The 15,420-nt window shown below is 66.7% G+C and carries 9 protein-coding genes and 1 pseudogene; 7 read left to right on the top strand and 3 right to left on the bottom strand.

The window, feature by feature from the left end; all coding sequences use genetic code 11:
* Positions 1–59 precede the first annotated feature (59 nt).
* The 3 genes from ACIQE0_RS38445 to ACIQE0_RS38455 all read right to left on the bottom strand — a co-directional run bounded on the left by ACIQE0_RS38445 (position 60) and on the right by ACIQE0_RS38455 (position 6,289).
* Positions 60–827 carry a reverse transcriptase domain-containing protein gene (locus tag ACIQE0_RS38445; protein ID WP_402340956.1) on the bottom strand — a complete coding sequence of 256 codons (768 nt, stop codon included), beginning with the start codon at positions 825–827 and terminating at the stop codon, positions 60–62.
* A 1,650-nt stretch (positions 828–2,477) separates the two neighbouring features.
* Positions 2,478–2,720, bottom strand: a complete 243-nt coding sequence (locus ACIQE0_RS38450) for a hypothetical protein (RefSeq protein ID WP_402340959.1) — start codon at positions 2,718–2,720, stop codon at positions 2,478–2,480.
* Positions 2,721–2,734: 14 nt separating this feature from the next.
* Positions 2,735–6,289, bottom strand: coding sequence for an ALF repeat-containing protein (locus ACIQE0_RS38455; protein WP_402340961.1), 3,555 nt, complete (start codon positions 6,287–6,289; stop codon positions 2,735–2,737).
* Between the two features lie 355 nt (positions 6,290–6,644).
* Between ACIQE0_RS38455 and ACIQE0_RS38460 the strand changes: the two genes are divergently transcribed.
* The 7 genes and pseudogenes from ACIQE0_RS38460 to ACIQE0_RS38490 form a co-directional block, all read left to right on the top strand.
* A complete protein-coding gene (locus tag ACIQE0_RS38460) occupies positions 6,645–7,064 on the top strand; it encodes a hypothetical protein (RefSeq protein ID WP_402340964.1) in 420 nt (139 codons plus the stop codon).
* 145 nt (positions 7,065–7,209) lie between these two features.
* On the top strand, positions 7,210–8,940 hold the full coding sequence (locus tag ACIQE0_RS38465; protein WP_402340967.1) for a S1 family peptidase: 1,731 nt from the start codon (positions 7,210–7,212) through the stop codon (positions 8,938–8,940).
* Between the two features lie 162 nt (positions 8,941–9,102).
* On the top strand, positions 9,103–10,908 hold the full coding sequence (locus tag ACIQE0_RS38470) for a lytic transglycosylase domain-containing protein (protein ID WP_402340970.1): 1,806 nt from the start codon (positions 9,103–9,105) through the stop codon (positions 10,906–10,908).
* A 142-nt stretch (positions 10,909–11,050) separates the two neighbouring features.
* A complete protein-coding gene (locus ACIQE0_RS38475) occupies positions 11,051–12,919 on the top strand; it encodes a trypsin-like peptidase domain-containing protein (protein WP_402340973.1) in 1,869 nt (622 codons plus the stop codon).
* 205 nt (positions 12,920–13,124) lie between these two features.
* Positions 13,125–14,417 (top strand): acyltransferase family protein, encoded by a 1,293-nt coding sequence (locus ACIQE0_RS38480; protein WP_402340976.1) that lies wholly within the window; start codon positions 13,125–13,127, stop codon positions 14,415–14,417.
* A 17-nt stretch (positions 14,418–14,434) separates the two neighbouring features.
* A complete protein-coding gene (locus tag ACIQE0_RS38485) occupies positions 14,435–15,133 on the top strand; it encodes a DUF4328 domain-containing protein (protein WP_402340978.1) in 699 nt (232 codons plus the stop codon).
* A gap of 166 nt (positions 15,134–15,299) precedes the next feature.
* Positions 15,300–15,420 (top strand): annotated as a pseudogene (locus ACIQE0_RS38490) (IS5/IS1182 family transposase); the annotation flags it as partial.

Genomic DNA, 15,420 nt, shown 5'->3' on the forward strand with positions numbered 1-15,420 from the left:
GGGCGGTCCCGGAGGGCCTACCTCCATCACCAGTGCAGCATCACGTCGGAAGACTTCGTCTACATCGAAACCTCCCGTTGTGTTCGTGGCGCACCATCGTCGGCATAGCGCACCAGCACCCCGTGTTCCCGTGTCGACCACGCCCGGTCCAGCCGGTGCAGATAGACATTGGCCAGCAGCGGGGAGATGACCCCGCCCTGGGGAGTGCCGGACACCGGCCGACGGACCTGCCCGTCCTCCATGACCCCGGCCCGCAGCATCGCGCGCAGAAGCTTGAGGACCGACCGGTCCACGACACGTTCCTCGACCGACTGCATCAACTTCTCATGCGGAATCGCCTCAAAGCAGTTGGCGATATCCGTCTCCACCACCCAATGCCTGCCCCGCCACGCCTCATCCACGAGGACCTGGAGGGCATCGTGCGCTCCGCGCCTGGGCCGGAACCCGAACGAGCACGGAAGCATGTCGGCCTCGAAGACCGGCTCGAGCACGATCTTCAACGCGGCCTGCACAATCCGGTCGCGAACCGAAGGAATCGACAACGGCCTCTGCTCCACAGAGCCGGGTTTCGGAATGAACACCCGACGCGCAGGCAACGGCCGCCAACAGCCTTCCCGCAGTTCCGCAGCCACCTCATCAAGGAGCCGGTCAACGCCGTACTCCTCAACTTCAGCCAGAGTGGTGGCGTCAATGCCCGGCGCGCCGTTGTTGCGACGCACCGTCACCCACGCGCGCCTCAGGACGTCCCTGCGGTGGACCTTGTCCCCCAGCGCGTGAAACCGCCGTCCGGGATCGGCCTTGGCCGCCCGGTAGAGCGCATGCTGCAAGGCTCGGACCGGATCCAGCTTCAGGGATCCCGACGTGGTGGAACTAGCCGAAACGGCACTCACCAAGCCCCTCCAGACAACCTACGCATCGACGAAGCAGCGGCCCTTCCCTGGCCGGCGGTTGTGTTGTCCGCCGGCTCATCGCGGTACTACGGCCGCCTCCGACGCCCACCCGGCCCGCGCCCACTTCCCGAGGATCACCCGGTTATAGGACGCGCAGCTTCCGGCAGCACCTGTCCGCAGGCCGCCGGGCCGGGGAGGGCCTCCCCAGTTCCCGCTGTCACCGTCGCAACGTTCCATGCCCCATACGCCGGGGAGTCCCTCACGGCTGCCATTCCAGGATCTTCGCCGCTTCCATGGCCTTCGCCCTGATTTCGGGGGCTCGGCACTCCCTGTCCCCGCCCCGAGAGGCGGGCCTCTATCGACGCCGCAGGCTTCGCGTGATGCTACGGACCGCTGCTTTGCTCCCCCTTACAGGGCTTTCGACACTGGGCTTCGACGCCGGGCGTTTCCCCCCGACGCCGCCAGTCTGCTACCGGGCCTCCTGGCAGCTACCCGGACCGGACTTCCACCGGCAGGCGACAACGAGCTTACGACTCAAGATCAGCTACATCACGAAGACCTCCGAGTCTGCTGGGCGCGCGAAAGCGCGAGGTTAGTCCCAGAGATCCTGAGATAGAGCGGTCTACCGTCTACCCAGGGTTCCCAGGTGACATCCATCGGGATCCAGTCATCCCTCTCCAGGGGCGCACCCGCACAGTCCATTGCACCAACTACCGCGATCGGCATAATTTTCTCCTGCCATCCGTCGGATCCTGATAGATAGTCAAAAGCTCCGCCGGCGCGATACTCGCTGACGGAGCTCTTGAACTAGACTCCCAAAGGACTCAGACCGTTTTCTCTGCTAGAGGGTGCTGGGGGCCGGAATGCAATCGGGGTCGATTCCCAGTGCGTCGATTTCGGTGCGCACCTGCTCTGCGAGCCGCTTGACCTTTTCCGCCAGTTGACTCCACTCCATGGGGGAGGGCCATACTCCAGGCTCCATAATGGAGCCCACTACCCAGCCAGTGAGCCCTCACTGCGTATGGCGAAGGTCCGTCCAGAAGGATTCCGGACGGACCTTCGCCGGCTGGTGTCAGTGCCAGTTCTCTGATTCCGCGAAAGCTGGGATGCTGATCCATGGGGAGTCTGCCCCTGCCCGCCTCGCCCACTGCGGATTGCAGACTCTTGAGTCGCGACTGGAGAGTGGTCAATCCAGCGAACGTGGCCAGGCATGATCGGCTTTAAGGCAGCCACGACCAGTCGCCCGGATATTCGCGTAGTTGCCCGAAAGCCCCCTGGAGGCATTCGTCAAGAGTGTTGCAGTCTAGGCGAATATACTCCAATTCTCCCAGAGTCGATCCCCCCAAGGAAATAGTCCAAGGAGTGCCGCCCTCATCCATCCTTGTGGCATCCACCTTCAGAATAGTAGTGATGCCGGCTTCGCCTAGTCTCTCCATCAGTTCTTCGATATCCACAGTGCTCACCTCTCGAGTATTTTAAAAAGGCCCCAGGGGCTTCGGTGGCCGGCCTGCCCTGATCACGGATACCGAAGCTGTGAGGCGAAGATGGCGCTACCAGCGGGTGGCGCCATCTTCGCCTCACGTCACGCTAGGCGATTTTCGGCAGCCATGACCAGTCGCCCGGATATTCGCGTAGTTGCTCGAAAGCCACCTTGAGGCATTCGCCAAGGCTTCGATTCTCCAGGTGAATATGATTCCCCTCGCCAAGAGCTGGGCCGATCATTGCGACCGTCCAAGTTCTGCCATCCTTCGCGGTGGCCGGTTCATCTACTTTTAGGAGCACAGTAACTCCCGTTTTCCCTAGTCTTTCCATCAGTGTTTCGATGTCCATCCGATCGACTTCCCCTAGTACCCGCGAAGGCGCGATCCGATATTCTCGACACCCCGCAGCTCACCAGCTGAGACTTGCTTTACGACCTCGAAGAGCTCATCGCGGGACAGATGGAGAGCTACATGGTTCCTCTCCAGGAGCTTTTCTACGACAGCGACCGTGGTCCGCTTGCATCCGTCCAAGAACATGTGGCCTCCCGCTATGCCCTGAATCACCGCTCCAAGCTTGTTGTAGAACGAAGAGTAGTAGCCAGCGCTCTGCAACACAGCTTCTGGAGAGCTCCGCATCACGGCTCCCGTTCCACCGAGCTGACGATTGAGAGCAAAGACCTCATCCGCCGTAAATGCCTCCTTGAACCCGCCGCTGGTTGCGCGGGCGATGCGGGTAGCTTCGACAGCAGCCTGGACACCTTCCTCAACCGCTTTGAGCTTACCGACGCTGGGGAGAGCCACCATGGCAGCCATGGCGCACTTGCCCAGGGCGGGGTCCTTGATGCAGTCCTTGATGTCATTGAGGCCGGTAACCGCCCAGACGACCGCGACCAGTCTCGGGTCGGGATCCCACATCTGCAGCGTAATGTTCTCTGGGTCGTAGGCACAGATCGGGAGGCTGTCCCGGTTGATGGGCACGACGCAGGGCTTCTTCGGCTTCTGCTCCTGCTGCTTCTTGCGCTCGGCTGCTGCCTGCTGCCGGGCTTCGGCTTCCTCCGCCTGACGCCTCTTCAGCACCTCGTCCCATGCCTGGGAGGCAAGAGTGTTGGCTTCTGCAGCACTCTTGCCAGCCGCCAGCGCGGAGTCGTGGGCCCCCGCGGCTGACGCACTTGCGGCAACTGCCGAGTTGCGGGCGTAGTTGGCGGAGAATTCGGCCTGGGCTGCGGATTCGGCTGCGTCGTTGGCGGCCTGGTCGGCGCGGTCGGCGGCATTACGGGCGGTGGTGGCGGACTTCGCTGCCTGGGCGGCGAACTTTTCAGCCTTGGTGGCGGACTTGTCCGCGTCGGCGGCGTAACCCTGGGCCTTGGTGGCGTTGTCCGATGCCTGGGTCGCGGCGTCCCGGGCTTCCTGGGCGGCCTTGTTGGCGTCGGCGGCGGCCTTGGCGGCCAACCAGCGGTTCTTCTGGGCCTCGGCCGCCACCCCGTCGGCCTCGTTGATCAGTCGCTCGACCTGGGCGATGTGGGTGTTGGCGAGCTGGTCTTTTCGATCGGCCATGTACTGGCCCACCTGGATGAAGGCGTGCAGCTTGTCGGCAGGGCCAGCCAGGGCGATGGTGGCGGCGGCCTTGACTTCCGGGCCACCGTCGTTGACCAGGCTGGAGGCGAGGACCCGCTCGTCGATGTTGCGCGCCTGGTACTGGCCGATGGTGATGAACGCGGCCAGTGCCTTGGGGTCGGTGCTCTTGAGGGCAGCGGTGGCGGCTTCCTTCACGGTCGGTCCGCCGTCGTTAAAGATCTGCGAGACGCGCACCCGGTAGTCGATCCGGCCAGCTGTGTACTGGCCGGCTTTGTAGAAGTCGCTGATCTGCTGATCGGTTCCCTTGAGCGCGTCCTGAGCCGCGGTACGCACGGACTCGAACGGGCTCTGAGTGGACAGCTGAAAGACCTCTTCGCGGGCCTCGTCTTGTACGGCCTTCTTCCAGCCGGTGCGCAGGTAGTCGAGGACGTCCTGGTCTGTGCCGGACAGAGCCTGAACAGCCGCGCCCTGTTCCCAAGGGCCGCGGGTCTTCATCGCCCGCAGGGCCAGGTCGCGTCCCTTGGCCGCGAGGGCCTTCGCATCCGGATTCGGCTTGGCGGCCTGGTCAGCGAGGGCGGCAGCGGTGTCGTCCAGGCTGCGGGCGTCGACCACGGCGGCTGCGGCCTTGGACGTGAGTTGGTCGGTCTGCGCCTTGTTGGACTTGGCGCGTTCGATGGCGGCGTTGGTCCGGGTGGTGAGGTCCTCGCTCTCGCTTTCGCGGGCGATGGTGAAGACCTTCTTGGCGGTGGCCACAGCGGCAGTTGCCGTGTTGGCGGCTTCCTTGGCCGCGTTGGCCTGTTTGGTGGCTTCCCCGGCTGCGGCGGTGGCCTCTCCGGCATGCTTGGCCGCTTCCTCGGCCGCGGCGGCGGCCTTGTCCGCATGGTCGGCGGCCCGGTTAGCCGCGTCGCGGGCCTCGTAGGCTGCGTCGGCGGCCTTGCCCGCCAGTGCGACGGCGGCGTTGGCGGCCCTGTTGGCCTCACGGGCATGGCGGCGGGCCTCGGCGGCTGCTGCCTGGGCCTCGCCGGAGTGCACACCAGCCGCTTCCGCAGCGCGGTTGGCTGCCTCGGCGGAAGCAGCGGCGTCGTCGGCATTGGCTCCGGCGTCCTTTGCCGCGGATGCTGCTTTCTGGGAGGCACGGGAGGCGTCGCCGGCCCGCTGCGCGGCCAGAGCCGAGTCCTTCACCATGGCGGAGGCGAGCCGGGCGTTCTTCGCGGCGTCCCGGGCCTCGGCCGCCTTACCAGCGTCCTGGCCCGCCGCGATGGCAGCGTTGTAGGCCTTCGTCGCGGCGGCGGCGGCCGCGTTCGCAGCACTGGCCGTCTGCGCGGCGGCGATGGCCGCCACACGGGCGGCGCGCTGCGCGGCGTTGGCCGACCCGATCGCCTCTTGGGCCGCCTCGGCGGCGGCCCGGGCAGCGTCGGCGGCCTGCCTGGCCTTGACCGCGGCCTCGTTGGCGTTGTCCTTGGCCGCCTCGGTCTGCTCGGCCGCAGTCTTTGCGGCCTCCTTGGCTTCGTTCGCGGCCTTGACGGCCTTGGCGGAGGCGCCCTCGGCCTTCTTTGTCGCCTCCTCGGCTTGCTTGCCGGCCTTGATTGCCTGCTCGTTGAGCTGGGCGATGGTGGCGTGTTCCTGGTCGCGGTTGCGAGCCACGAACTGGCCGACCTCGACGAACTCGGTGATGTCGGCGGGCGTGCCCTTGAGTGCGAGCTGACCGGCGGCCTTCGTGTTCGGGCCGCCGTCGTTGATGATCTGCGAGACCAGGACCCGGTCGTCGGTCTCGCGCGCCTTGTACTGCCCGACCTCAAGGAAGTTCTTGACGTCCTCGGGCGTGCCCTTGAGGGCTGCGGTACCGGCCTCCTTGACGCCGTTGCCACCGAAGTTGATTATCGTCGATACGTCGACTCGCTGGTCCTGCCGCAGCGGCGCCTGCCAGCCGCCTTTCAGGAAGGCGTGCAGGTCGTCGGGGGTGCCCTTGAGCGCCTTCGTCGCGGCATCGCGCACTGCGGGGCCGCCCACGTTGAAGATGCGGCTGACATCGACGCGGTCGTCCAGGTTCTGGATGCGGTCCTTGTCGGCGAGGAATTTCTTGATGTCCTCGTCGCTGCCCAGCAGTGCCTGCTCGGCTGCCTCCTTGATCCCCGTCCCGCCGAACCGCCACAGGTCGACGGCGAGTGCCCGGTCCGACAGCCGGTACGGACCATCATCCGCATCGGCGCTAGCAGGCGTGGCGCCCAGTAGGCCGGTGAGCAGCGTGGCGGGAAGTAACGCGGCACATGCCCCGCGCAGTCTGCCCCCTGGGCGCTTCGTCGTGTGACGGGGCGCTCTTACAGAGCGCAGTCCCCGTTTCATGTCGTGCGTTTCCCTCCTGGTCGGACGCCGTCAGTTGCGGCTTGGCCGTTGGATCCCAGTCGCCCGCCGGCATGTCCGTTTGGGTGCGATGAGGGTGAAATCTGGGTGACGAGATCCAGGGATGCACGGGTGCCTTCATGACACTCGGATGCCGCAACAACCCAAGTCGTTAAGAGTGCTTGGGGGCGTATTGGGCGTCATCTTACATGTGCTTTACTTACCGCACTACGGGGTGTTTGTTACCCCAACTGGCTCTCGTTGGAAGGTAATCGTGGCGAAAAATCGCACCCGAAGGGCTGTCTTTGCTGGGGCTATCGCATCGATAGCGGCATGTGTCGGATTTGCGGGGTTGACGGTGGCCCAGGCTGCCCCCCAGCCCGCCCCCGCGGCGGCCACGGCCGAGATGCCGTCGGCCGTCGAGGACTTCGCCTACCCGGGGGCCGCAAAGATCCTCCAGGATCAGGAGATCACCCTCAAGCGCGGCGATGGCCACATCGTGCTGGTCGACTGCGAGATCAACCAGGACATCATGGTTGAATCCCGCACCGGCGGGGGCCAGTTCTGCTTCAAGGTCTCCGGTAAGCAGGGCTACCTCACCCTGGAACTGCCCGACTCCTTCGGGATCTGGCCGAACGCCCACCCCGTCCAGGCCAAGATCACCGCCGACGGCAAGGAAACCGTCGTCGACGCTCCCCAAGGCACCTACAAGCCTCTTGGTGAATCCGGCGGTGGCAAGAAGCGCTCCTTCCTGGTCGAGCTCCGCGTCACCGGCTGACCCGGCCCAGCCGGGACGACCTGCGAGCCGGCCCGGAGCCTGGCTTGATCAGGCCCCGCATCCGCGTCGGACAACCGCGCTGGGAACATTGCGCATCAGTCCGCACCCATCGACGCATTGCAGCCCATGCCGGCACGTGACTGGCATGGGCGGCGCCGACGGCAGCAGTTTCTGCTCCGTCGGTGTCGCGCGCTGCACGGCAACTCTCCGTGCGGCCTGCCCCGTATTTTCGAAACACCGAAGGATCCCCATGTCTGGAAAGAGTTCACGCGCCGCGTGGACCACGGGCCTGCTCACCGCCACTGTGCTGGCGGCCGGCATCACCGCCGCCACACCTGCGGGTGCAATAGCTGGCGGGGAAGCAAAGGCGGACGCATACGCCTTCGCGGCGAAGCTCACCATCGGTGAGGGCGATTCTGCGCGTGCCTGCACCGGTGCTTTAGTGGACAAGCAGTGGGTGCTCACCGCCTCCAGCTGCTTCGCGGACAACCCCAGCCAGGGGTTCAAGGTCTCCGCAGGCGCGCCGAAGTGGAAGACGACCGCCACTGTCGGCCGCACCGAACTCACGCAGACGACCGGCAGCGTGGCCGACATCGTCGAGCTGGTCCCGTATGAGGGCCGTGACGTGGTGATGGCGAAGCTCGCCAAGCCGGTCACCGGAGTTACTCCCGTGACCGTCGGGTCGGCAGCGCCCGCGCCGGGCGACGAACTGAAGGTCGTGGGCTTCGGCCGTACCAAGACGGACTGGGTTCCCGACCGGCTCGGCGCTGCGTCGTTCGCCGTGGACTCAGTGGCGGACGGATCGATGTCCATCAGCCCCAAGTCCCCTGCGGACGGGGCGGTGTGCAAGGGCGACACCGGTGGTCCGGCGCTGCGGGAGAACGCCGGGCGGATGGAGCTGGTAGGTGTCAACAGCACCTCCTGGCAGGGCGGTTGCCTGGGCACAGATGCTTCCGAGACCCGTACGAGTGCGCTCGATACCCGCGTGGACGACCTCAGCACCTGGGTGCAGAAGGTCAGTTACCGCGATGTCTTCCCCAAGGCGCCCTGGGGGAAGGCCACTCACATCGCCGCGGGGTACTTCACCGGCGGTTCGGCCGGCGGTGCTCGGCACATGGACCTGATCGTTCGATGGGTCGACTCCGAGGTCACGCTCTACCAGGGCGCGGACGACAAGGACGCCCGCCAACCCTTCGTCGCGGAATACCAGATCGGAAAGCCGCTCAAGGAAGACCCGAAGACCAACTGGCAGTTCGTCCAGCAGATGACCGGCGCGAGTTTCGGGGACGGTTCGGACGGGCTGGTGGTGCGCTGGGTCGACAGCGAAATGACCCAGTACACGCACGTGGACAAGAGCGGCTTCCACGGCGAGAAGCGGCTTGCCGCGCCGGACCCCAAGGGTGCCTGGCCGCATCTGAAGAACATGACCGCGGGCCGGTACACGGCCAACGCACAGCGCGACGACCTCTTGGTTGTCTGGGACGATGGCGGGGTCACGCTGCATCCCGACCTGAACACCAACGGCCTGGCGGAGTCTGCGAAGAAGACGCTGGTCCAGAAGAACACGACCTGGTCGCACGCGACGCAGATCGCATCGGGTGAGTTCACGGGAAAGAAGACCGCCGATCTGCTGGTGCGCTGGAGCGATGGCGAGACGACCATCTACCCGGGTGTCGACGCGGCCGGACTCCACGGCGAGATTCAGATCAAGCCGCAGAAGTCCTACATGACCAACGCGACCGTCATGGGTGTCGGTGCCTTCGTGGCCAACGACGTTCCCAATGATGTCCTGGTCCGGTGGGCGGACGGGAAGTTCACCATGTTCCCGGCCGTGGACGCCGCAGGGCTTCACGACGAGATCAAGCTCTGGGGCTGACCCGGCAGTTGAGCCGAAGCGTCCGGCCGACCAGCCCGGTCGGTCGGACCTTTCGGGGCGGCGGTGTGTGACGTCGGCCCCGTTGCTCCGTCTCGTGCCTCGATTTCGGCGTCTCCCCTTGTTCTCTCTCGTACCTGCTTGACACCGAGGATCTGCTCACTCGTGAAGCTGTCGCCTTCTCTGTCGTCCGTCTTCTCCGTGCTGCTGGCGCGTCGTGTGCGTCAGGGCGTGTGTGTCTGTGTGCTGGCAGTCGGCCTGACCGCCGGCTCCGCGGTGAGTCCGCTGCTGGTTGCCGGTCCACCCAGTGCCGATGCCCGCGATGCCGCTCCTGATGGGGATGCTCCGCAGGCGCAACCCCGCGGCGTCCCCGACCTCCAGCTGCCCGACCTCCCGCGCCAGGACCGGGACCGAACCACGGGAGAGCCACAAGGCGATACCAAACCCGAAGGCCGGACAGGCATTCCCGCCACCGCTCTGGACGCCTACAAGAAGGCCGAGCGGACGCTGCGCAGCGCCCGGCCGTCCTGTCATCTGTCCTGGCAGCTGGTCGCGGGCATCGGGCGCGTCGAGTCCGTGCACGCCGCGGGTTACGGCCTGCGTGCGGACGGTTCGACCGCGAAGCCGATTCGTGGTCCGCGCCTGGACGGCAGGCAGTTCGCCCTCATCCGCGATACGGACGGCGGGCGTTGGGACGGTGACGCCGAGTTCGACCGCGCCATCGGTCCCATGCAGTTCATCCCCTCCACCTGGGCCACCAGAGGGGCTGACGGGAACGGCGACGGCGTCAGCGATCCCAACAACATCTACGATGCCGCCCTCGCGACCGGTCACTATCTCTGCTCCGGCGGCCGTGACCTGAACCGTCCGGCCGACTTGGACAAGGCCATCCTCAGTTACAACAACTCCCGTGAATACGTGAACGCCGTACGGGACTGGATGCGCACGTACCAAGGGGGCAAGGTCAGCGCGACGCCGGACGACGCGCCTGCCGTACCGCATCATCCCGACCCCGCAGACGACCGAGCGCCTGCTGCCACGCCGCAGCCCCGATCCGTACGGGCTGGGTCCGCCGCCGTTCCCCGCGTCAAGCAGGGGAAGAGGCCAGCGGATTCGACAACAGGTCGCCCCGGCACGCCCGTTAAGCCCTCCACGCCGTCTCACCCGGCCGAAAGACCCGCCAAGCCCGCGGGGGTCCCGGACCGGAAGGAGGGCCCTGGCCACCGTCCGGTCACCGACCACCGCACCGTCGCCCGGCTGGAGCTCGTCGGGGGGCGGAGCCTGGGGGATTGGACGGCAGGCGAGGCAGTTGGGCGGCGTGCGCAGGTGCGCGCCCTCGACGTCCATGGGCACGGTGTGGCCGACGTCAGGGTGGCCTTCCGCATTACCGGCTCCACCGGGACGTCCTTCTCCAGTCGGACCACGACCGTCACTGTTGCTACCGACCGGCAAGGCATTGCCATCGCTCCCGCTCTCCTGGCCGGTGACCTGCCTGGGCCGCTCGGCGTCGTCGCCACCGTTCCGGGGAAGCACGGCCCGGTCAGCGGTACTTTCGAGGCGACGGTTCGGCCGGCGCCCGCGCCCACCGTCGACCGCCTGGAACTCCTCACCGCCGAGCCTGTGCGTGCCGACGTCAACGGTCGGTTCCTCGAACTCCCGCAGGTCCGGGCGACGGCCCGCAACGAGCCCAGCAGCGGCGTGCGTGTCACCGCGACCGTGCTCAGCAACACCGACGAAGAGGAAAGGGCCCAACAGGTCACTGCCGGGCCGTACTTCAAGAACGACCACGGCGACCCGGTCCGCACCCTCGTTCTCCCCGGCACGGATTCCGCGGGCCGGATCGCCCTCCCGGAGCTCTTCGCCGACGCGCACCCAGGCACCTACACCCTCCGACTCACCACCCCCGAGGGCGTCTCCTTGGACGTGCGCCTCATCGTCGGTGAGTCGGCTCCCGATCGCCCGGCCTCCTAAAGCTGTACTGCCGCTGTCTGGGCGTGCACCGCCACGCCGTCCGGTGGCACGCGCCCAGACACCGGCACAGGCATCCGCACCGGACCGAACCCCTTCCAACTCCCTTAATCATTCCTTCATTTCTGCCGTCAACGGAAGTTTCATGAGACGAATACCTTGGGCACGCAGCGCCGCTCTGGGCCTGTGCACCGCCCTCGCCCTCGCCGCACCCGCGTCAGCCACGCCCTCTCCCGCCAAGCTGCCGAAGTCCGCCCAGCACGCCACACCGGACGAGATCCGCCTGGCGCAGCAGACCGAGCGCTACTGGACCCCGGAGCGCATCCGCTCCGCCGTCCCCGCCGATGCCCCGGACGGCGCACAGGGTCAACGCCTGGGGGATGGCCCGCAGGACGCGCCCACGTCGCCGAGCGGGCGGCAGAAGCGTTCGCTCCTGGAGCCCAGTCACCCCATCGACGAGGGCATGGCCACGGTCGGGGTCTTCCTGATCCGCAACGACCAGGACGAGGCGACCCCCAACCAGTTCTGCACCGCGGCCTCCGTGGCCTCGCCCACCAAGAGCCTGATCATCACGGCGGCCCACTGCCTCAAGAACGCCTCCGACCGCAACATCGCCTTCGTTCCTGGTTACCGGGCGGGCAACTCGGCGGCCGGCCAGGTCGGCGAGATCCCCTACGGGATCTTCCCGGTGAAGCCCGGCAAGATCTGGGTCGATCCCCGTTACCAGTCATCGACACCCGATGACGATGTGGACTTCGCGTTCCTGCGCGTCGGCCCCAACTCCGAGGGGAAGCTGCTGGAGGACGCCACTGGCCGCGGCAACACCCTCACCAAGGTGGCCTCCGGCAACCTCGCCCGCCAGAACATCACGGTCGCCGGCTACCCCGGAGGGCAGCGGACGCCCCTGCGGTGCACCAACGACACCACCGCCTTCCAGGGCCGGTTCATGGAAATCAAGTGCGACGGCTTCCGCGCCGGCGTCAGCGGTGGACCGTTCCTGGAGAACTTCGACGGCACCCGCGGTGATCTGGTCGGCGTCATCGGTGGCTACAAGACCGGCGGGGCCTACGACCACACCTCCTACACCTCCCAGTTCGACGACGATGTCTTCCGGCTGTACAACCAGGCCGTCAGCGACGCCCCCGCCGACACCGGCAGCGGCGCCGGCATGGGAGCTTCCAGCACCTGGCAGCACGCCAGAGCCATGACTGCGGGCCGCTTCCACACCGCCTCCGTCCGCAACCACGCAAGCGACCTCATCGTGCGCTGGTCCGACGGCGAGGTCTCCCTCTACCCAGGCAACGGCACGTACGGCTTCCGCAAGGACATCCAACTCGCCAAGCACCAGACCTGGCAGCAGGCGAACTTCATGGCCGCGGGCGACTTCACCGGCAGCGGCAGCCAAGACCTCTTGGTCTCTTTCACCAACGGCACGGTGAACCTCTACAAGGACGTCAACGAGACCAACAAGCTGAAGAACAGGGTGGAGTTGCGCGGCCCCAACGGCACCTGGTCGCACGTCGCCGCGATGACCGCCGGCCGTTTCGGCGGTGGCAACACCCGCAGCGACGACCTCGTCGTGGCATGGTCCGATGGCGAGGTGACGCTCTATCCCAACGTCGACGGTGGGGGCGTGCACGGCGAACGACAGCTCATGCCGCCGGCCAACCGCACCTGGCCGCACGCCCGTGACCTCGCCGCAGGCGATTTCAAGGCGATGACGGGTGACCAGGACCTCTTCGTCCGCTGGGTCGACGGCGAGGTCAGCGTCTACGAGGACATCGCCGGCAACGGGATCGGGCCGAAGCGGAAGGAACACCAGCTCCAGCCCGGCCAGTCACCCTGGCGCAACGCCGCCCTCACCACCGTCGGAACGTTCGGCGGCCCCGACCGTCAGGACGACGTCGTCGCCCTGTGGACCGGAGGCGGACTCACCCTGCACCCCGACACCACCACCACCTCCATAGCCCCCGGACGCACCCTCGTACCCGCGCCAGGCAGCACGCTCCGCTGAACTCCTCGCCGGGCCCGGTCGATGCCGGGCCCGGCACGCCGACTTGCGCTGCTGATCCCGGCGCAGGCAACGCGCGACTCCGCGGGACCGGCCGTTCACCGCCCACGAAGCGGGAACGCCGCACAACGTGTTCACAGGCCCCAACCGGCCTGTGCGTTTCTTCGGATACAGAGCGCCCCTGACCAGGGCGCCAGGGGGATACACGATGGCCAAACGCCACTCGGCAAACAGACTTGCCGTACTCGACGGACTGCGGCTGCTCGCCGCCCTGATGGTGGTCTTCTACCACTACATCGCCCTGGCCCGACCATGGGGCCATGCCACGAACACGATCTTCCCGACCGCCCACAAGCTGGCCCAATACGGCTGGCTCGGGGTGGAGGTCTTCTTCCTGGTCAGCGGCTTCGTCATCTGCATGAGCGCCTGGGGCCGCACGGTGGGCGAGTTCGCCGTCTCCCGCGTCTCCCGACTCTTCCCCGCCTACTGGGTCGGCATCCTGCTCACCGCGCTGGTGGTGAAGACGTGGCCGGAGGTCGCCTCCCTGCGCGGCTGGGACACGGTGATCGCCAACCTGACCATGCTCCAGGGCGGCAACAACACACCCAACGTGGACCCGGTGTACTGGACGCTCTTCGTGGAGCTCAAGTTCTACCTGATCATGGTCGTGGTGATGTTGTTCGGCATCACCTACCGCAACTGCCTGATCCTGTGCGGGGTATGGACCGCGGCCGCCGCCCTCGCCCCCGTCCTGAGGACCCCGCTGCTCACCGCGTTCGCGATGCCGCAGTACGCACCGTTCTTCATCGCCGGCATCGCCTTCTACCTGATGCGCCGCTTCCGTCCCAACGCGATCCTGTGGGCGATCGTGATCCTCCAACTCCTCCTCGCTCAGCGCTACATCGACTACCGCCTGGCCACCAACCTCGGCAAGGCCGCCGCGGATGCCCTGCCCAGCTGGCCCGCCCGCTTCCTCATCATCGCGGCGTTCGCCCTCGTCGGCGCCATCGCCCTCGGCGCCTGCGACCGCATCCAGTGGAAGTGGCTCACCACCGCCGGAGCCCTCACCTACCCCCTCTACGTCATCCACCTCAACATCGGCATGACCCTCATCCACCACTACCGGAACCGGATTCCTGCCCCGGTCCTGGTGGCCTCGGTCACCGCACTCATGCTCCTGGCCGCCTGGCTCATCCACCGCCTCATCGAACGCCCCCTGGGGAAGTGGCTCCGCACCACCATGCGCCGCGGCATCAACGACGTCCGCCAACACGTCACACCACGACGCCGACACGCCCGACGCACCACCCCACCGCAAACGCCCACCGTGACCCAACACGCCGCGCAGGACGATCCGGGACTGCCGAATACCCCCACGCCTTCGCCTCGGCGTAGTGACCGGGTTGACGTACCGGCCGCAGGCAACGCGCCTGCGCCAACGCACACCCCTCCGCCCTCACCCACTCAGCACCCCTACACCACAGTCACTCGACACCACTGAGAGTTCACATGTCCCAAATGCCCATCACACCACCGCCACCGCCGCCGTCCGGCTGGGCAGCTCCGCCTGGCCCGCAGGCCGTACTCCGCTCGCCCATCGGGCTCTCGAAAGCCGTGATGGGCCTGCTCGGCGTCGTCATCGTCGCCGACCTGTTCTCCCTGTGGCAGGGCAACCACTCGTACCAACTGATCGGCAGGCTCATCGCCGACGCCGACTCCGTCACCGCGCAGGAGATCGACCAGGCGGACGCCCTGTACCGGATCGCGGCGATCGCACAGGTCGTGTTCACCGTCGCGACTGCCGTGGTCTTCATCGTCTGGTTCCACCGCACTCGCGTCAACGCGGAGGTCTTCGCCCCCGAGTACCACGAGAAGAAGCGTGGTTGGGCGATATGGGGCTGGATCGTGCCGATAGCCAACCTGTGGTTCCCCCGGCAGATCGCCGCCGACATCTGGAACGCCAGCGCCGACGAGCGCTCCCGATCCAAGGCACTGCTCAACTGCTGGTGGGCGCTGTGGATCGTGAACCTCCTCTTCGGACGCCTGGCCACCCTGCGGTACGAGAAGGTCGAGAGCCCGGAGGAGATCAAGGGGGCGTTCGCCGGACTCATGGCAAGCGACCTCTTCAACATCGCGGCAGCCGTTCTCGCCATTTTCTTCGTCCGCCGCCTCACGCGCATGCAACACGAGAAGGCGCTGAGGGGGCCGGCGGTCTGAGGGGGAGAGGCAGTCGGGCGTCGACGACTCGCCCCCGAACAGGGGCAGTTCGTCGCGGCCCGACCAAGCTCACATACCGACAAGGACGACTAGGGCGCGTATTCGGTTGTGATCAATCTGTGGGACTTGCTCCCGCAGTCGGGTGTGATCCGGTAAGCCATTACGTATGACGCAGAGGCAACTGACGGATGAGGAGTGGGAGTTCATCGAGCCCTACCTGCCGATAGGCAGGTTCGGCCCGTACCCCGAGCGGCTGCGCAAACAGTTCGAAGGCGTGCTCTGGCGGT

It is taken from the genome of Streptomyces sp. NPDC093097 (assembly GCF_044754325.1).
GTDB lineage: Bacteria > Actinomycetota > Actinomycetes > Streptomycetales > Streptomycetaceae > Streptomyces.

Excerpts from the sequence above, each read along its gene's own strand:
- ACIQE0_RS38450 (WP_402340959.1), bottom strand. The coding sequence starts at position 2,720 with ATGGACATCGAAACACTGATGGAAAGACTAGGGAAAACGGGAGTTACT.
- ACIQE0_RS38455 (WP_402340961.1), bottom strand. The coding sequence starts at position 6,289 with ATGAAACGGGGACTGCGCTCTGTAAGAGCGCCCCGTCACACGACGAAG.
- ACIQE0_RS38465 (WP_402340967.1), top strand. The coding sequence starts at position 7,210 with ATGGGCGGCGCCGACGGCAGCAGTTTCTGCTCCGTCGGTGTCGCGCGC.
- ACIQE0_RS38475 (WP_402340973.1), top strand. The coding sequence starts at position 11,051 with ATGAGACGAATACCTTGGGCACGCAGCGCCGCTCTGGGCCTGTGCACC.
- ACIQE0_RS38480 (WP_402340976.1), top strand. The coding sequence starts at position 13,125 with ATGGCCAAACGCCACTCGGCAAACAGACTTGCCGTACTCGACGGACTG.
- ACIQE0_RS38485 (WP_402340978.1), top strand. The coding sequence starts at position 14,435 with ATGCCCATCACACCACCGCCACCGCCGCCGTCCGGCTGGGCAGCTCCG.